The 17,848-nt window shown below is 51.3% G+C and carries 23 protein-coding genes; 13 read left to right on the forward strand and 10 right to left on the reverse strand.

Going from position 1 to position 17,848, the window contains the following annotated elements; translation table 11 throughout:
• From V6Z81_05335 to V6Z81_05365, 7 genes are all read left to right on the forward strand, one after another.
• A partial coding sequence (locus V6Z81_05335; GenBank protein ID MEG9861909.1) for a type I glyceraldehyde-3-phosphate dehydrogenase occupies positions 1-660 on the forward strand: 660 nt, incomplete at its 5' end.
• Complete coding sequence (locus V6Z81_05340; GenBank protein ID MEG9861910.1) at positions 638-1,900, forward strand: phosphoglycerate kinase; 1,263 nt, start codon at positions 638-640, stop codon at positions 1,898-1,900. The genes V6Z81_05335 and V6Z81_05340, both read left to right, overlap by 23 nt.
• 21 nt (positions 1,901-1,921) lie before the next feature.
• Positions 1,922-2,953: a class I fructose-bisphosphate aldolase gene (locus V6Z81_05345; protein MEG9861911.1), complete on the forward strand. Its 1,032-nt coding sequence runs from the start codon at positions 1,922-1,924 to the stop codon at positions 2,951-2,953.
• 6 nt (positions 2,954-2,959) lie between these two features.
• Positions 2,960-3,631: a thiamine phosphate synthase gene (gene thiE, locus V6Z81_05350; GenBank protein MEG9861912.1), complete on the forward strand. Its 672-nt coding sequence runs from the start codon at positions 2,960-2,962 to the stop codon at positions 3,629-3,631.
• Positions 3,632-3,699: 68 nt separating this feature from the next.
• The gene (gene efp / locus V6Z81_05355) at positions 3,700-4,263 is read left to right on the forward strand and encodes an elongation factor P (protein ID MEG9861913.1); all 564 of its coding nucleotides are present in this window, start codon (positions 3,700-3,702) and stop codon (positions 4,261-4,263) included.
• 18 nt (positions 4,264-4,281) lie between these two features.
• Positions 4,282-5,088 carry an inositol monophosphatase family protein gene (locus V6Z81_05360; GenBank protein ID MEG9861914.1) on the forward strand — a complete coding sequence of 269 codons (807 nt, stop codon included), beginning with the start codon at positions 4,282-4,284 and terminating at the stop codon, positions 5,086-5,088.
• Positions 5,089-5,160: 72 nt separating this feature from the next.
• Positions 5,161-5,358 (forward strand): DUF465 domain-containing protein, encoded by a 198-nt coding sequence (locus tag V6Z81_05365; GenBank protein MEG9861915.1) that lies wholly within the window; start codon positions 5,161-5,163, stop codon positions 5,356-5,358.
• 13 nt (positions 5,359-5,371) lie between these two features.
• Here V6Z81_05365 and V6Z81_05370 read toward each other — a convergent pair whose 3' ends face one another.
• Both V6Z81_05370 and rpmE read right to left on the reverse strand, forming a co-directional pair.
• Positions 5,372-6,091 (reverse strand): cell cycle transcriptional regulator TrcR, encoded by a 720-nt coding sequence (locus V6Z81_05370; protein ID MEG9861916.1) that lies wholly within the window; start codon positions 6,089-6,091, stop codon positions 5,372-5,374.
• Between the two features lie 56 nt (positions 6,092-6,147).
• Positions 6,148-6,369, reverse strand: coding sequence for a 50S ribosomal protein L31 (rpmE, locus tag V6Z81_05375; protein MEG9861917.1), 222 nt, complete (start codon positions 6,367-6,369; stop codon positions 6,148-6,150).
• Between the two features lie 181 nt (positions 6,370-6,550).
• Here rpmE and V6Z81_05380 point away from each other — a divergent pair, with 181 nt between their 5' ends.
• The 5 genes from V6Z81_05380 (at position 6,551) to V6Z81_05400 (ending at position 11,836) form a co-directional block, all read left to right on the forward strand.
• Entirely contained in the window at positions 6,551-8,434 is a 1,884-nt protein-coding gene (locus V6Z81_05380; protein ID MEG9861918.1) for an ABC transporter transmembrane domain-containing protein, read from the forward strand.
• Positions 8,435-8,466: 32 nt separating this feature from the next.
• Positions 8,467-9,519 carry an SMP-30/gluconolactonase/LRE family protein gene (locus V6Z81_05385; GenBank protein ID MEG9861919.1) on the forward strand — a complete coding sequence of 351 codons (1,053 nt, stop codon included), beginning with the start codon at positions 8,467-8,469 and terminating at the stop codon, positions 9,517-9,519.
• A 126-nt stretch (positions 9,520-9,645) separates the two neighbouring features.
• Positions 9,646-10,137, forward strand: coding sequence for a 5-(carboxyamino)imidazole ribonucleotide mutase (purE, locus tag V6Z81_05390; protein ID MEG9861920.1), 492 nt, complete (start codon positions 9,646-9,648; stop codon positions 10,135-10,137).
• A gap of 4 nt (positions 10,138-10,141) precedes the next feature.
• Positions 10,142-11,218 (forward strand): 5-(carboxyamino)imidazole ribonucleotide synthase, encoded by a 1,077-nt coding sequence (locus V6Z81_05395; protein MEG9861921.1) that lies wholly within the window; start codon positions 10,142-10,144, stop codon positions 11,216-11,218.
• A gap of 87 nt (positions 11,219-11,305) precedes the next feature.
• Positions 11,306-11,836, forward strand: coding sequence for a mismatch-specific DNA-glycosylase (locus V6Z81_05400; protein ID MEG9861922.1), 531 nt, complete (start codon positions 11,306-11,308; stop codon positions 11,834-11,836).
• A gap of 15 nt (positions 11,837-11,851) precedes the next feature.
• Here the strand turns inward: V6Z81_05400 and V6Z81_05405 are convergent, their stop codons facing one another.
• On the reverse strand, positions 11,852-12,496 hold the full coding sequence (locus tag V6Z81_05405) for a COQ9 family protein (GenBank protein MEG9861923.1): 645 nt from the start codon (positions 12,494-12,496) through the stop codon (positions 11,852-11,854).
• A 201-nt stretch (positions 12,497-12,697) separates the two neighbouring features.
• On the opposite strand from V6Z81_05405, the gene rpsU reads away from it, so the two are divergent.
• Positions 12,698-12,928 (forward strand): 30S ribosomal protein S21, encoded by a 231-nt coding sequence (gene rpsU, locus V6Z81_05410; GenBank protein MEG9861924.1) that lies wholly within the window; start codon positions 12,698-12,700, stop codon positions 12,926-12,928.
• 80 nt (positions 12,929-13,008) lie between these two features.
• Here rpsU and V6Z81_05415 read toward each other — a convergent pair whose 3' ends face one another.
• The 7 genes from V6Z81_05415 to V6Z81_05445 all read right to left on the reverse strand — a co-directional run bounded on the left by V6Z81_05415 (position 13,009) and on the right by V6Z81_05445 (position 17,846).
• Positions 13,009-14,418 carry an NAD(P)(+) transhydrogenase (Re/Si-specific) subunit beta gene (locus tag V6Z81_05415; protein ID MEG9861925.1) on the reverse strand — a complete coding sequence of 470 codons (1,410 nt, stop codon included), beginning with the start codon at positions 14,416-14,418 and terminating at the stop codon, positions 13,009-13,011.
• Between the two features lie 3 nt (positions 14,419-14,421).
• The gene (locus tag V6Z81_05420) at positions 14,422-14,733 is read right to left on the reverse strand and encodes a proton-translocating transhydrogenase family protein (protein ID MEG9861926.1); all 312 of its coding nucleotides are present in this window, start codon (positions 14,731-14,733) and stop codon (positions 14,422-14,424) included.
• A 3-nt stretch (positions 14,734-14,736) separates the two neighbouring features.
• The gene (locus V6Z81_05425) at positions 14,737-15,882 is read right to left on the reverse strand and encodes a Re/Si-specific NAD(P)(+) transhydrogenase subunit alpha (protein ID MEG9861927.1); all 1,146 of its coding nucleotides are present in this window, start codon (positions 15,880-15,882) and stop codon (positions 14,737-14,739) included.
• Between the two features lie 17 nt (positions 15,883-15,899).
• On the reverse strand, positions 15,900-16,049 hold the full coding sequence (locus V6Z81_05430; protein ID MEG9861928.1) for an aa3-type cytochrome c oxidase subunit IV: 150 nt from the start codon (positions 16,047-16,049) through the stop codon (positions 15,900-15,902).
• A 95-nt stretch (positions 16,050-16,144) separates the two neighbouring features.
• A complete protein-coding gene (locus V6Z81_05435; GenBank protein MEG9861929.1) occupies positions 16,145-17,107 on the reverse strand; it encodes an alpha/beta hydrolase in 963 nt (320 codons plus the stop codon).
• Positions 17,100-17,537, reverse strand: coding sequence for a hotdog fold domain-containing protein (locus V6Z81_05440; protein ID MEG9861930.1), 438 nt, complete (start codon positions 17,535-17,537; stop codon positions 17,100-17,102). Before V6Z81_05440 ends, V6Z81_05435 begins: the two co-directional genes overlap by 8 nt.
• Entirely contained in the window at positions 17,538-17,846 is a 309-nt protein-coding gene (locus V6Z81_05445) for a DUF1244 domain-containing protein (GenBank protein ID MEG9861931.1), read from the reverse strand.
• Positions 17,847-17,848 lie beyond the last annotated feature (2 nt).

Genomic DNA, 17,848 nt, shown 5'->3' on the forward strand with positions numbered 1-17,848 from the left:
CGCAAGGTTTTAATTTCCGCCCCGGCCAACGGCGCAGACCAGACAATTGTTTATGGTCTTAATCATAAAAAGTTACGCAAGAGTCACACCATTGTTTCTAATGCCTCCTGCACCACCAACTGCTTAGCACCGGTAGCCCACATTATTCATCGGGTCTGTGATATCAAGCAGGGTTTTATGACCACGGTTCATGCCTACACGGGTGACCAGAACATGGTGGACACCCTCCATCCAGACCCCCGGAGAGCACGAGCGGCAGCGGTTTCTATGATACCCACCTCAACAGGGGCCGCTAAAGCTATCGGCCTTGTGTTGCCGGAATTGGACGGGCGGTTGGATGGCTCATCTATACGAGTACCCACTCCCAATGTTTCCATGGTTGACCTCACCGTTACCACCGCCCGCCCTACGACAAGTGATGCCATAAATGCTGCTATGAAAAAAGCTGCCAACGGTTCCTTTAAGGGGATTTTACAAGTGGTAGACGAGCCGATGGTCTCTATTGATTTTAATCATAACACGCACTCTTCTGTGTTTGACTTAACGCAAACTCAAGTGATGGGCGGACGGCTAGTGCGGATTTTAAGCTGGTACGACAATGAATGGGGATTTGCCAACCGCATGAGCGATACGGCGGTTGCCATGGGAAAACTCATCTGACCTAACGCCTATGGCCTCTATTCAAGATTCTGATACTTCTGTTGTTACAATACGGCGCACCCTTGATGATCTCCTAGCCACCATAACACGGGGACAACGGGTACTCTTACGTGCCGACCTCAACGTACCCATGGCCGGCAACAGTGTGAGGGATGCCACCCGCCTTGAGCAGCTACGCCCAACCCTCCATGACCTAACCAATGCCGGGGGGAGGGTTATTATTTTATCTCACTTTGGGCGACCGGGTGGCACACCAGATGCAACGTTAAGTTTAGCTCCTATTGCCCGCGCCCTAGAAGGGTATATAGGCATCCCCGTTGCGTTTGCGCCGGATTGCCTTGGGGAAACCGCTCAAAAAGCCATAGAAGCGCTATCTGTGGGGGGTATTCTGGTGCTAGAGAACACCCGCTTTTATCCCGAAGAAGAAGCCAACGACCCTGCCATGGCGCAAGCGTTGGCACGTTATGCGGATTTTTTCGTCAATGATGCTTTTTCAACCTCTCACCGCGCCCATGTCTCAACCCACGGCCTTGGGGCGCTACTGCCCACCTATGGGGGACGCGCCATGGAGGCTGAGCTTCAGGCGCTGGAGAGAATATTAAAAAACCCGGCCCGCCCGGTGATGGCGATTGTTGGGGGAGCAAAAATATCCACAAAACTGGATTTGCTAAATCACCTCACCGAAAAAGCTGATTGCATAGCGATTGGCGGTGCCATGGTCAACAGTTTCCTAGCCGCCATGGGCCATGAGATAGGTCAATCTCTTTATGAATCTAACCAAGTAAAAACCGTGCAAGATATTTTATCGCGCATCGGGTCATCTCTTGTACTGCCCCATGATGTGGCGGTAGCCTGCACTGATGCGCCCCGTACACTTCACCGCATAGCGTCGGTAACCGATGTGGCGCAAGATGAAATTATTCTTGATTTAGGCCCGGTTTCCATTGAGGAGTTGGGCACTCGCATAAGAGCCTCCCGCACAGTTTTGTGGAACGGCCCGCTGGGGGCTTTTGAAATTTCGCCATTTGATGAGGGCACCATAAGCCTTGCTCGCCACATCGCTCTGGCAACCCGAGAGGGTGAGCTGATATCAATAGCGGGTGGGGGTGAAACGGTAGCGGCTTTGAAGGCGGCGGATGTTACGGCAGACCTCACCCATGTTTCTACAGCAGGGGGCGCGTTTCTGGAGTGGCTAGAAGGACGTACCCTGCCCGGTGTTACGACGTTGAATAGAACCTGAAATGCAAGACGGGAGAAAATCATGACCACAAAACCGGACACTCTTGTTGCTGTTGCTAAATCTTTGACGGTATCCGGCAAGGGTATTTTAGCAGCCGATGAAAGCACTGGCACGATGGAAAAACGCTTGTCTTCTATTAGCGTACCATCAACGGAACAAAACCGGCGGGACTATCGTGAGCTCTTGTTCCGCACTGAAGAGGCCATGAGTCATTACATCTCCGGTGTCATCTTGTTTGATGAAACCCTACGACAGAATGCGGCGGATGGAACGCCTCTTGTGTCTCTGATTAAGAAGGCCGGTTCTTGTTCAGGCATCAAGGTTGATAAGGGAGCTAAACCTCTCGCGGGGGCACCGGGAGAAACCGTAACGGAAGGCTTGGACGGCTTACGAGAGCGCCTTGAAGAATACACCACGCTGGGGGCACAATTTGCTAAATGGCGTGCTACATACACGATTGGTTTAAGCCTGCCCACCTCCACCGCCATCTCCGCCAACGCACACGCCCTGGCACGCTACGCCGCCCTGTGTCAGGAAGCCGGTATTGTGCCTATTGTAGAGCCGGAAGTGCTCATGGATGGCGATCATGACATCAATCGCTGCCTTGAGGTAACCGAAGCCGTGCTTCATAGTGTTTATGAAGCCCTCAACAACCAAAACGTCCTGCTGGAGGGTACATTACTCAAGCCCAATATGGTCTTATCCGGTAGTGACTGCAAAACCCAAGCCAGTGTGGAGGAGGTTGCTCAAGCCACCCTGTCTTGCCTACAACGCGCTGTGCCTAAGTCCGTATCAGGCATTGCCTTTTTGTCCGGTGGTCAATCAGACAAAGCTGCCACCGCTCACTTGAATGCTATGAATGCTCTTGGTAATGCATCATGGCCCCTGACGTTCTCTTATGGGCGCGCTCTTCAGGCAGCTCCTCTTAAGGCATGGGCCGGCAAATCTGAAAACAAATCCGCCGCTCAAAGCGCCTTTGCGCACCGAGCACAAATGAACAGCCTAGCCACTCAAGGTCGCTGGCAAGCGGCCATGGAGCAGGACACCGCCTAACACCCCGTGCCTACTTCTCCCGACACCGGCTCCAGCCTCTGTCGCCTTTATCTGGTGACACCGCCTCAGTTTGACCCAGTGGCGTTTGCAGCTGACCTGGCTCCTGTTCTGGATGCGGGCGATGTTGCTTGTTTGCAGATTAGGGTAAAACACCCTCAGGACACCCCTGCGCACGATGATGATATTCGCCGAACCGTAAACACTCTTATGCCTGTGGTACGGCGTTATCCGGTAGCGATGATACTCAATGACCGACCAGACCTGGCCCACGAGCTAGGCACCGATGGTGTTCATGTAGGTCAGCAGGATATATCCTGCAAACAAGCACGCAAAATTGTAGGATCAGAGTGTAGTGTTGGTGTTACTTGTCACAATTCACGTCATTTGGCGATGGTCGCCGGAGAAGACGGTGCTGATTATGTAGCTTTTGGAGCTTTTTTCCCTACTGCCACCAAACAAGCAAAGACCCGTGCTACACTGGATCTATTACGCCAATGGCAGGAAGATATGCTAATACCCTGCGTTGCCATCGGCGGTATTACGCCAGAAAACGCCCGCCCTCTTGTTGAGGCGGGAGCAGATTTTCTGGCGGTAAGCCACGGTGTGTGGGGATATGCTCACGGGCCTGCCGTCGCCGTTGCAGCCTTTAATCATCTTTTCTCAGAAATTGCTTCCTGACCCCATAGCACCAAGCCACAAAAGTGTGCCATTTGTCTTAGGCTCCATAGAGTGCTATCAGAACTCTCATGAAGATAAACGGTAATGAGATTCGTCCCGGTAATGTTATTGAACATAAGGGGGGATTATGGGTTGCGGTTAAGACTCAACATGTTAAGCCGGGCAAGGGCGGTGCTTTTGCGCAGGTGGAACTGAAAAATCTTATTGACGGCACCAAGCTCAATGAGCGGTTTCGCTCGTCAGAAACGGTTGAGCGCGTACGCTTAGAGCAAGGAGACTATCAGTTTCTCTATGCGGATGGCGATCAACTCACATTCATGAACACCAATACCTATGACCAAGTAAACGTACCCTCAGACCTCATGGGTGAGCGCACAGCCTTCTTGCAAGACGGCATGATGGTAACGGTGGAGAGTTACGAAGAACGCCCCATTGGGGTTAACCTTCCCGACCAAGTCACCCTTGAGGTGCAAGAGACAGAACCCACGGTTAAGGGCCAAACGGCAGCCTCATCTAACAAACCAGCGATTCTAGAAAATGGCCTACGCATTATGGTGCCGCCCTTTATAGCAAACGGCGATAAAATCATTGTAGATACCAGCGACATCGCTTATGTCCGCCGTGCCGACTAAACGTCTTGTCACTACCCCATGACAGATTTCTCGCCGCCTCTGGCTCTTATGGCACAGGCCGCACGTCGCACCGCGCGTGGTTTTGCCAGAGAGTTTGGCGAAATTGGTTACCTCCAATCTTCTCTTAAAGGGCAGACCGGGTTTGCGGCCAATACGCATACCAAAATGAGTGAAGCCCTGCGGGAGGAACTAGCCCCGTCCGGGTATGGATTCTATGACGATTCTCCCTCCCTCACATCCCATACGCGCTGCTGGGTAGCCACGCCTCTGGATGGGGCTATTAATTTTTTGCATGGCATTCCCGCTGTCGCCATCTCCATTGCACTGGAAGACGAAGGCGAATGTATTGCCGGCGTCGTCTACAATCCCCTAACGGGAGAATTATTTCGGACTGAACGAGGCGTAGGTGCTTTTCTGAACAATCGCCGCTTACGTGTTTCAGCTCGTAACCAGTTAACAGAGGCCATAGTTGCCGTTCATCCACCCGGTACGCGCAGTGCTGATTTTGCCCCTTACACTATACAGCAAGCCACCTTAGCACCAAAAATATCAGGTCTTCGTCAAAGCGGATGCCCCTCTCTTGATTTAGCACTTCTGGCTACCGGTCGATTGGATGGCTTTTGGGGTTATAGCCTAACCCCACAAGCCATAGCGGCAGGGATATTACTGGTTCGGGAAGCCGGTGGCCATGTAACGGATATGCAAAACATACCCACTACGCTGGCAAGCCCTTTTGGCGGCCATGTGGTAGCTGCCCCCGCCTCTCTCCATGAAAAAATGCATGAAACTCTCACAAAAGCCCACCCCCGCCAACAGAATGATTAGACAGGTGCAAAAAAACAGGTAAAGTGAGTTAGAGTTTATATCCTGAGGAGGATCCAAGAGAAAGGGTGTCTCATGACTGTTATGGATCACATCAACAAACTGATTGAGCGGCATCGTAAAATTGAGAGTGATATTACTCTTGAAAACCAGAGACCCAATCCTGACCAAATTAAGCTCTCAGAAATGAAACGACAGAAGCTACAAATTAAAGAAGAGATTGAACGCCTGAAAATCACCCCCGACAACGCACGGGATATCAACGCAGTATAAAGAATCAAAACTTTTACGGCTGATCCGATGAAAAGGTTTTTCTCTCTTCCATATCGCTTGCGCTTGCATCGGCTACAGCATTATCTGTAGCACTTTCCGGAAGGGCAGCAGACGTTACATCAGAGCGAGACTCTCCAACAAGGGCCAGAGAGACATTAGCGGTATCCTTCTCTTTTTTGCGGGCTTCACGCTCCTCTTTTTTGCGGGCTCTCTCTACACGAGCGGCAGCCTTAGATACAGCCTCATCCATTTCAATCTGAGTGCACAATCCCAACACCACCGGATCGGTTGGCGTTATATTGGGTGTGTTCCAATGAGAGCGTTCACGCACCCTTTTAATGGTTGCTTTAGTTGTATTGACCAGCCGACCAATCTGAGCATCGTTTAATTCAGGATGATGCCGTAACAGCCATGATATGGCGTCGGGCCTGCTTTGGCGGCGACTCACCGGCGTATAACGTGATTTTTTCTTAGTGCCCAGGCTTTCTTGAACTTGCTCAATCAGCGCAAGTCGGGCCGTTTCTTCTGCCTGACAGCGCTCTAAGTCTTCACGACTAATCTGCCCGTTACTTATAGGACTAATCCCTAATATACCCTGCGCAACATCTCCATCCGCAATGCCCTTTACTTCAAGAGGGTGCAGACCACAAAAATCAGCAATCTGATCAAAGGTTAGCGTGGTGTTGTCCACCAACCAGACAGCGGTGGCTTTAGGCATCAAAGGTTGCGGCATTATTGTTTCTCTGAGTTTTCTTAAAGCGGACGTCCCAAGGGAGTTATGCCCGATGATTAAGATACAAAGCCATCATATTTTTTCTTGAAACGGCTCAACCTTCCACCTCGGTCAACAAGATGCTGCCCACCACCAGTCCATGCCGGGTGGGTCGTCGGGTCAATATCCAACGTCAGCGTATCTCCCTCCGCGCCATAGGTTGAGCGAGTCTGAAAGGTCGTACCATCGGTCATAACCACCGTAATGGTATGATAAGCAGGATGAATGTCTTTTTTCATGGGGACGTCTCTCTAATTTGTCGGCCTCATTATATTATGGACGCCCCCATAGATGCAAGTCATGGAAACTACCCTTTTTTTGAGCTACTTTTCTTAAGAGGTCAATTTTGATACCATTTCAGGCAAAACGGGTAGCCCATGCCACCTGATGAATGAGACTTACCCTAGATAATATCATCAAGTGACCGATTCTTCTCTCCAATCTTCCGGCACTCACCCCTCTGGTCGAGGAGTCAGTGGCAGCATCCCCGTTGAGGAAATCACCTCCCAGCGTCCTCGTAGCGAGACCCCCCGCCCCCTGGTCAGGCTTATGCCCTACATACGCCGCTACCGGTTGATGTTATCCATTGCAGCGGTCGCCCTAATTACCGCTACTGTCGCCACCTTAGCGGTGCCTCTCAGTGTTCGCTGGATGATTGACCTCGGTTTCTCCGGCGATAGCAGCATCTTTATTGACCGCTACTTTGCCCAAATCCTAATGGTGGGTCTTATACTCGGCATCGCCAGCGCTACCCGATTTTTCTGTGTGAGTTGGCTAGGAGAGCGCTTGGTGGCAGATTTAAGAAATGCCGTCTATCGCCACATTATGATACTTAGTCCAGCATTCTTTGAAGTGACCCGCACCGGCGAAATCCTCTCACGCCTAACATCAGATACCACCCTCATTAAAACCGTTGTGGGCTCCAGCCTTTCTGTGGCCCTACGCAATTTGTTTCTCTTTGCAGGTGCCTCCGTAATGCTGGTAGTCACCAGCGTTCAGTTGAGCAGTATGGTTTTGCTCGCTCTGCCCATTATCATCGTGCCCCTCATTATCTTTGGCCGTTTGGTGCGCCGCCTCTCGCGCACAAACCAAGATAGAATTGCTGATACCAGCGCCCACGCCGGAGAAAGCCTCAACGCCATACAAACAGTGCAAGCCTTCACCCGTGAGACGTACAACAGCGCCATTTTTCACAGCTCCGTTGAAACCGCTTTTCAGGCAGCCCGATGGCATATCACGGCCCGTAGCGTCTTGACAGGGCTTGTGATTTCTCTGGCCTTCTCAAGTGTAATTGTCATTCTCTGGGTTGGCGCGCAATTGGTTCTGGACGGCCAAATGACCGCCGGGCAATTAGGACAATTTGTGCTATATGCTGTTTTTGCGGCAACCTCCATGGGAGCCTTGAGCGAAGTCTGGGGAGAGATACAAGCAGCAGCCGGTGCTACAGAACGCCTCATGGAACTTCTAGATACAATCCCCGATATTGTAGCGCCCGAGACGCCGCGATCTTTTCCAACTCCCTCCATCGGCACCGTTACCTTTGATTGTGTTGATTTTTCCTATCCCACCCGTCCGCAAACAAGAGCAATAAAGTCTTTTTCACTGACAGTGGACTCAGGCGAAACCGTAGCCCTTTTTGGACCCTCAGGGGCCGGAAAAACCACTCTCTTTCAGCTCTTGCTGCGTTTTTATGATCCGCAAGCGGGTAGTATATTTTTTGATGGCATAGATCTTCATCACGCCACTCCCCAAGATGTCCGTTGCCGAATTGGATTAGTTGCACAAGATCCTACCATTTTTGCTATGAGCATCGCCGACAACATTCGCTATGGTTACCCTGACGCCGATGAGACCGCCATCCGAGATGCAGCAGAAGCTGCCCAAGTAACAGAGTTTGTAACCACCTTACCGGACGGCTACAATACTATGATTGGAGAGCGTGGCGTCACCCTGTCCGGTGGACAGCGCCAACGCATTGCCATCGCCCGTGCCTTATTAAAAGATGCACCAGTGTTGCTTTTGGATGAAGCTACCAGCGCTCTGGACTCCGAAAACGAAGCGCTAGTACAACGGGCACTGGAGAGGCTGATGGAGAATCGTACCACTCTCGTTATTGCTCACCGTCTAGCGACAGCACGACGGGCGGAGCGTATAGTGGTAATGGACAAAGGGGAGATTATAGATACAGGCACACATGATCAGCTCGTAGCCGAAGGAGGGCTTTATGCACGTCTTGTGCAACTTCAGATGGAAGATAACAAACACCCCATCCCGCCAAAGGCAACAGACGCCGCCGCAGAGTAACACCGATATCACGAAAAAGAAGAATTATGATTATGATTAAGACGTTTATATGGATTATAGTAGCGGCGTTCGTTATCGTCATTGTGTATGGGGTGTGGACGTTTCTTTCTATTTCCGGTGGTTTTGATGATGTTCAATCCTCCTTTGGTGGACAGTGCCGAACCATTGGTGGGGTGGTTGGCGCAGAGGATTTACAAATAAACCATAGCACAGGCCTAGCGTATATCGCCGCCCTAAATCGACGCATCATAGGAACCGAAGACGCCTCCAGAGGCATGATTTATCGTCTGGACATGCGCGCCCACACACCCGTTCCGGTAGATGTAACCCCCGATACACCTGCAGACTTCCAGCCCCATGGCGTGAGTTTGATAAGAACAGGTGACGGCTTTACCTACCTTTTTGTCGTCAATCACCCCCAAGCCGGCGGGCACACAATTGAAGTCTTTGAGATTGTCCCTTCAGGTATCAATTATGTTGAAACCATCACTTATGATGCACTCACCACCCCTAACGACTTAGTCGCCGTGGGGCCACGCTCATTTTACGCCACCAATGATATTGATACGGGCGGTAGTGAGATCGGGCAATTCGTCGCTCTTCTGCTAGCTTTACCTCTGGGGAGTGTGTCTTATTTTGATGGCGCACAAGGTACCATCACAGCAGATGACCACCGCTTTGCCAACGGCATTAATATATCCCCCGACGGACGCACAGTTTATGTTGCAGAAATGTTGGGACGCCAGATTATTCTCTACGACCGTAACATAGAAGCCGGTATACTCACCCGCATTAATGTTATTCCTCTACCAGGGCTCGTGGATAATATGGATGTTGATGAAGAGGGGGCTCTCTGGGTTACCCTTCATCCGCGCTTTCCGTCCCTCATCAGCCACAGCCGCGATGAAGCCGCCCTATCCCCCTCCCAAATTGTGAAGATAGATCCGACAACAGGCAAGATGGAGCAAATTTATCTCAACAGCGGCGAAGAAATCTCAGGTGCCAGTGTTGGGGCCGCCTATGACAATAAAATGCTGATTGGCTCTATCTTTGAACCCAAAATATTGCTTTGCAGGCTACCCTAATTATCCAACTTGCCCGCTCTAGTTACACACCAACCAGCGGATAATAGGCAGTTCACTGAAACCGGCTTGTCATAAGCCCGCTTTTCCCTATAATCCGCCGTTTGCTGATAAGGACAGCGTATGACGATGACATCTCCAAAAATTGGCGTCATTATGGGAAGCCAGTCCGATTGGGAGACCCTGCGCCATAGCGCAGACATTCTAGCCACTCTGGATATACCCCATAAATGCCAGATTATCTCGGCCCACCGCACTCCCGAGCGACTTTATGATTACGCCCGCAATGCCCACACTCGTGGGCTGAAAATTATTATCGCCGGTGCGGGAGGGGCAGCCCACCTGCCCGGCATGACGGCAGCCCTTACACCCTTACCGGTGTTCGCCGTGCCTGTAGAAAGTCATGCCCTTGGCGGGCAAGACAGTTTGTTTTCCATCGTTCAGATGCCTGCGGGGGTTCCCGTCGGTACTCTTGCCATTGGCAAGGCGGGTGCTATCAACGCGGCGTTGTTAGCTACAGCAGTGCTCGCTCTTGAAGATGATGGTTTGCGCCAACGCCTTGAGCAATGGCGGGCGGCACAAACGGCTGGCGTTCCTGACACTCCAATAAACGACGGTTAGGACTATGACGGGCGAAGCCCCCCCTCTGGTGCCTGGTGGTATCGTTGGCATTGTAGGAGGCGGACAGTTAGGGCGGATGCTAGCGCTGGCAGCAGCGCAATTGGGGTTGCATTGTCATATCTATACGTCTGAGGAAAATTCTCCCGCCAGTGCCGTAGCCTCACAGACTATATGCGCTCCTTATGATGATGAACAGGCCTTAGGGCAATTTGCAGCGAAGGTGGATGTTATTACTTATGAGTTTGAAAACATTCCTCTTGAGACCATAGATTTTCTATCCCAGCGCAAGCCTGTACGCCCTAGTGCTCATGCGCTGGATGTAGCTCAAGACCGGTTAACGGAGAAGACGTTTATAAGGGAGATTGGTATTCCTGTTGCTGATTTTTCCACAGTGAATGATTTACACTCCCTGCAAGAGGCGGTTGCGGGTTTGGGTACGCCATGTGTTCTTAAGACGCGGCATTTTGGCTATGATGGAAAAGGGCAAGTTCTTATTCAGGACAGTGCCCAGTGTAAGGAGGCTTATACTGCCCTTGAGGGTGCACCCGCCATTGCAGAGGCTTTTGTGTCCTTTGAACGAGAGGTCTCCGTTTTGGTGTCGCGTTTTATAGATGGAGCGGTAGTATTTTATGATCCGGTAGAAAATGAGCATAAAAACCACATTCTCCACCGCTCTTATGCACCTGCCCGCCTTACAACTGCGGAACGCGGCGCGGCGCTCTCTTGTGGAGCGCGTCTTGTCGAGGCTCTGGATTATGTGGGGCTTTTGGCGGTGGAATTATTTGTTCTACCTGAAGGTGACTCTCAGGAACCACACCTGCTTGTCAACGAAATAGCGCCTCGGGTTCATAATTCCGGTCACTGGACTCAGGATGCATGCGCTACGAGTCAGTTTGAGCAGCATATTCGTGCGGTGTGCGGTTGGCCCTCGGGCGATGTTATGCGCCATTGTGATGCTGTGATGACCAATCTTATCGGTGATGATGTTGAGAGATGGCATATGATGGCTTCTGAACCCGCCTGTGCTCTTCTCTTTACGGTAAGGATGATATTCGCCCGGGCCGTAAAATGGGCCACATAACGCAGCTTTATCCTTTGGGCAAAATGTCAAGGACGTTTAAGATAGGTTGATAAAACTTTCGTAATTTTATGAACAAGAGTTGTAGAGATGATCGATCAACAAAACGAATCCGATTATGTACTCGATGACGTATTACAGGATGGTTTAGACGTTGTCATTTGCGGAACAGCGGCGGGGACCCGTTCAGCAGAACTCGGACAATACTATGCCGGACCCGGCAACAAGTTCTGGCCTACCCTTCATGAGATTGGCCTAACACCGCGCCATCTTACGCCAGCAGAGTTCCCCCACCTGCCCGAGTTTGGCGTAGGCCTTACGGATCTTGTCAAACACAACAGTGGTGGAGATGCCAGCCTCGGTCAGGAAGATTATGATATTTCAGGTTTCCGGGAAAAAATTCTTAGGTACCAACCCCGTTTGCTCGCTTTTAATAGCAAGAATGCAGCGGCACAAGCATTCAACACAAAGACAAAGAAAGTAGAATATGGTTTTCAGCAGCGTCAAGTTGGCGAAACCCGACTTTTTGTTCTTCCTTCAACCTCCGGTGCTGCAAGCAAATACTGGGATGCAAAGCATTGGCATGACATGGCGCACTGGCTTGGGCGAGGGGTTAATTAGTGACTACCCTCTATCTTAAAAAGGATAACGCAACCGAGCGAGAATAACAAAAGGGTTCGGCACCTTATCTAAGGTCCGCCTGACATCGCTCTTTACTCGTTCAAATCGCATCACATCAGCGATACGCCGGTCAAGAAAGCACCACGTATCGGCAAAATGTTCACTTTCATCCCCCAACCATACTGTGAGCGTTGCCCCAAAAACTCCCGCCAGAATGGCACGCTTGGTATAAAAATTGAAATCCGCAGACGTATCCCCGCACAACTGCCAAATAGCATCCACCGTGCGGTACATCATGGTCAACGCCTGTCCGCTATAGGCCGGTAATAGAAGAAGCGACATAGCACGCCGCACCTCATCTCTATGGAGAGCATCTGCCTCAAGACGATACCGAACAGCACGGGTTATCCGCTCCCGCACCTTGTAAGACGCCCACTCCACATCAGCTTCTATGGTTTGCGCCATGCGCTCATCGCCCATTTTAGAAAAAAACGCAATAATCTGACCCATACCACCGGGAAAGGCCAATTTCACAGCTCCACTGTCCATAGATTGTGCAGTAGTAGCACGCTCAAGAGCGACCCTAGACCAGCCATCAAAGGGCACATGGTGCAACATTTCCTCTACAAGACCACGCCTTATATAATCAGAACTACCCATAGTACTCCTGTATGGACATCATTCGCCCCTTGTGCTATAAACGCTTGTTGTGGCCCTTTCCGTAATCTAGCAGAAAGATAGCCACCCGCCAAATGGTTGTAGCATGATATACGAGGTTTGGTGCCTGCAAGGCTGGGTGAACACTCAGTGGGAACAGGGTTTTGCGAAATAATGTTTGGCAAAAACAAAGAGATGGTGTCTGTGCAAGTACTTGTGCGCGATAATAATGTGGACCAAGCCCTTAAGGTACTAAAGAAGAAAATGCAGCGTGAAGGCATTTTCCGCGAGATGAAGTTACGTACCCACTACGAGAAGCCATCGGTGAAAAACGCCCGCGAAAAAGCAGAGTCCATTCGCCGAGCCCGCAAACTGGCCCGCAAACAGGCCCAACGCGACGGATTGCTACCTAGCAACTATTCCTCTCATCGTTAGGCTCCCCCATCGCAGGGTTTTCCACCGTCAAATTTCTTACTGCTATCTGATAGCACGCTGCCTGCCACCTCATCAGCGCCCTAGAATGCGCGGATAATGTTCTCTACCATCTTCTTTGCGTCTGCAAACAACATCATAGTGTTATCCCGGAAGAACAATTCATTTTCCACGCCTGCATAGCCCGCCCCCATACCACGCTTAATAAACAAAACCGTTCCGGCTTTTTCAACATCAAGAACAGGCATTCCAAAAATAGGACTTGTCTGGTCTGTCTTGGCGGCAGGGTTGGTGACATCGTTAGCACCAATAACAAAGGCTACATCGGTCTGGGAAAACTGGCTATTAATATCTTCCAACTCAAACACTTCATCGTAAGGCACATTAGCCTCCGCCAGAAGAACATTCATGTGCCCCGGCATACGTCCGGCAACCGGATGAATAGCATAAGAGATCTTAACGCCTTCTTGTTTAAGAACGTCCACCATTTCCTTCAACGCATGTTGGGCTTGAGCCACAGCCATACCATAACCGGGCACGATAATCACGGAGCCTGCGTTTTTCATAATGAAGGCCGCATCATCCGCACTACCCTGTTTGACTGGGCGGGTTTCCGCCACGCCGGATGTTGCAGCCTCCGTTCCGCCAAAACCGCCTAATATCACGCTGAAGAAGGAGCGGTTCATGCCCCGACACATAATGTAGCTCAAAATAGCGCCGGATGATCCCACCAACGCACCGGTGATAATCAAGGCCATGTTGGACAAAGTAAACCCGATACCGGCCGCCGCCCATCCGGAATATGAATTCAGCATAGAAATCACAACAGGCATGTCTGCCCCACCGATGGGAATGATAATCAAAAACCCGACAACAAAACTTAAAACGGTGATGGCAAGAAATAATTCTAACGGATAAGACGCTCCGTTAAAACACAACCACCCGATAGAAAGGGCAATCATTAAGCCCAAAGTACCGTTCACCCCGTGGCGCGCCGGAATGAGAATGGGAGCACCAGACATAATGCCCTGTAATTTGGCAAAAGCGATAACCGAACCGGAAAACGTAACGGCGCCGACCGCCACACCCAGTGACATCTCCAATAGGCTGGCGGCTTGTATGGCTCCGTCAGCGCCCAGAATACCAAAAGCCCCAGGCGCTAAGAACGCTGCCCACGCCACCAGCACAGCGGCCAACCCCACCAAAGAATGAAAGGCGGCTACCAACTGGGGCATGGCAGTCATGGCGATGCGTTGGGCTATAATGGCACCGATGCCCCCGCCAATAGCAACGCCTATAATAATAAGCCCCGCTGTAAAGGCATCAGAGGATTCCAACTGCAACAGAGTGACCAGCACGGCAAGGGCCATACCTGCCACGCCAAAGCTATTGCCTTGACGGGCGGTAGCGGGAGAACTCAGCCCACGCAGGGCGAGGATAAAGAAGACACCGGCGGTAATATAAAGAACCGCTGCCAGATTGGCGGATATCATAACTTACCCACCCTTTTTTCGATACATGGAGAGCATCCGACGGGTGACAAGAAATCCGCCAAAAATATTAACGGAAGCTAATATGATGGCAAGAAAGCCAAGCCATTTAGCAATGCCGTTACCCTCCGTTGCATTGCCAAAAGAAACACCGGCGGCAATCAGCGCACCCACCACAATGACCGATGAGATGGCATTGGTTACCGACATAAGCGGTGTATGCAACGCCGGTGTAACAGACCACACCACATAATAGCCGACGAATATCGCCAGAACGAAAATGCCCAAAAGGTAAATAAGCGGGTCAACGTCAGTCATAAATTAAGCATCCTCCTGTTTTGTGTCACTAAACATGGGGTGAATAGCGCTACCATCGTGGGTTAGCGCCGTTGCAGTGATAATTTCATCTTCCCAGTCGATCTCCAGGGCACCGGCTTCCTGATTGACGATAAACTCTAAAAAATTAAATACGTTTTTGGCATAAAGCGCGCTTGCATCGCTGGCAAGGCGACCCGCTACATTGCTATGACCAATGATGGTAACACCGCCGACCTCCGTTACGGTATCGGCCTGAGTGAGAGCGCAATTTCCTCCCTGCTCTACAGCTAAATCTACAATGACCGAACCCGGCTTCATGGAGTGCACCATATCCTCGCTTACCAAAACCGGCGCAGGGCGTCCGGGTATCAGCGCCGTGGTGATTACAATATCCTGCTTCGCAATATGTTCCGCCACCAATGCCGCTTGACGGCGTTGGTAGTCCTCACTCATTTCTTTGGCATAACCTCCAGCGGTCTCTCCGCTATCGTCTGCTGCATCCTCTTCCACCATAACAAATGACCCTCCCAGACTTTCCACTTGCTCCTGGGCAACGGCGCGTACGTCTGTAGCAGAGACAATAGCTCCTAAACGCCGTGCGGTTGCAATCGCCTGAAGACCCGCAACCCCGACTCCCATCACAAACACCCGTGCGGGGGCAACGGTTCCGGCTGCCGTCATCATAAGAGGTATCATGCGGGCATAATGTTCGGTGGCATCCAGAACAGATTTATAACCTGCCAGATTAGCCTGAGAGGACAAAACATCCATAGACTGCGCCCGCGTAATCCGGGGCATGAGTTCCATAGCAAAGGCCGTAACCCCCGCCGATACGTATTGTTGTATCGCGCCCCCGTAGGCATCCAACAGACCCACCACACAGGCGCCCTGTTTGGCATGTGCCAGATGCGCTTCGCCCGGAGGCCGCACGGTTAGAATAACATCGGCACCCTCAAGAGCCTCCCGTTTATCTTTTGCAATATGAGCTCCGGCCTGAGCGTAATGGTCATCGTTAAAAAATGCCCTAGCACCGGCGCCGGTCTCAACAGCCACCTCAAACTTTAGACCCAGTAGTTTCTTCACTGTCTCAGGAGAGACGGCAACGCGGCGCTCGCCCTCGCGGTGTTCTTTCGCAATACCGGCTTTCATAAGCACTAATCAAACGCTTACGTAAGAAAGAGCGCCATAAGAATCAAAATGAGAGCAACAACCCCTGTTGACCACTTTACCAGCCTCAAAAACCCCTCATAAGCCCTCATATGGGATTGGCTATCCATGGCTTCACCCCACTGCTGGCCACTTTTTTCATCCCTCATAATACACCTCCTACACCATCAGCCTATTGATGAGATTATACCAACAACCAACCCGGAGCAAGCCTCCCCGGTACATAACCCTCTAGCTCATAGACCTAGAACTCTCGCACAGAAAGAGAATAATCCCATTCTGCCAGCAGTGTCCGCAAGGCCGAGACAAAAGCCAAGGGCTGGTCTAGCATCACATGATGCCGCGCTTCGGGAATGCCAATAACAGGTGCTTTGCGTCCCAACAGATCAAACATATAATTAGCTACATCAAGGGGCATCAACACGGATTTATCACCACGGACAATAGCAATGCGGCAACGGGCATTGCGTAACCTATCGGACATATCGCCAATAGAAAACCGGCGATAGACATCAGGATCAAACTTCCACCCCCACCCTGTGTGTTCGCCATTGTCATCCTGGGCGGCGCGCACGGAATGCCGAGCAATATAATTAAGCAGAAAACCATTTTCGCATGGCTGCTCCGGTGCCAGCCGAAACCGGCCCATAGCTGCCTCAACGGTGGGATAGACACGGTTGGGACGTATTAACCGACGAGGCCGTTTATGCTCCCGACCCGGGGGATTGATAGGACTATCTACAATCACCGTGCCTGCTAGCCGCTCGCCATACAAAGCCGAGGTCAGGATAGTGATAAACCCGCCAAAAGAATGCCCCACAATGACAGGGGGCGTTTTGTGATTAAAGAACCCCGCATCCTGACAAACTTCCATCTGCTCTTGTGTGTAGGTTTCAATGTCGTAAGCCCCCCGCCAACCGCTATCACCCATGCCGGAGAGATTCATGGCGGCTACGCAAAAATCTTGCGCTAGAAATGGCGCAATGAAAGACCACCAACGCGCATGAGCGCCATTGCCATGCACCAACAAAAGCCCACGTTTATCAGGGCTGCCCCACAACAGATACTCAATAGAGCACCCTGAAACCTCAATATTCCGGATTTCGCATGGCGTATTGATAGCATCCGTGAACCATTCCGGTGGCTGAAAATGTTTCTGCCCGGGAACAGCCGTATTGTTCATGTCGGTCTTTAGCATGTCAGTCATTGGTTGTCCGCCGTCCCAGCATTTTGAACACTCCCGTGCCCGTCATAATCGTCCGCTCCTCACACCACAGCCTGCCTTGTACCGTGACAAAATCGTCATGAATTGATGTTATCTCTCCTTTGCCCTGTACCCAGTCCCCCGGTTTTGCAGGACTTATAAAATCCGTCAGCAAGCGCACCGTAATCCAATACCGACCATACCGTTCACCGATAATATGGCCAAAAGCCATATCGGCAAAGGCCATCAGCATACCGCCATGACAATCCCGCCTGCCATTCGAATGACGTGTTGCAACCCGAAACCCCCGGATACCGCCTTCCTTTTGGTAAAACGGCCCCATGATATCGCTGAAGCCCTCACGCCCATGCCACGTTACACGCTCAAACCCGTCAGGGGCGTCCTCTGCAAGGGATATGTTTCCATCAGACACCTATTTGCCGGTCTCCTGAACCGCCTTAAAAGCCTCTACCTGCTCCAGCGTTGCCTCCTTCTGATAACGCGCCTTCCAATCAGAAAATGGCATGCCGTAAACACGCTCCCGCGCCTCATCCCGCGAAAGAGAAACACCCCGCTCCGTACCTGCCTCCTGCAACCAATCCGACAAACAATTACGGCAGAATCCCGCTTGAATCATCAAATCAATGTTTTGAACATCATGACGCCCGCGTAAGTGCTCTACCAACCGGCGAAATGCCGCCGCCTCCATCGCTATAAGCGTATCTTCATCTACTGTTGTCATTT

The organism is Parvularculales bacterium, assembly GCA_036881865.1.
Lineage (GTDB): Bacteria > Pseudomonadota > Alphaproteobacteria > JAPOUT01 > JBAJNM01 > JBAJNM01.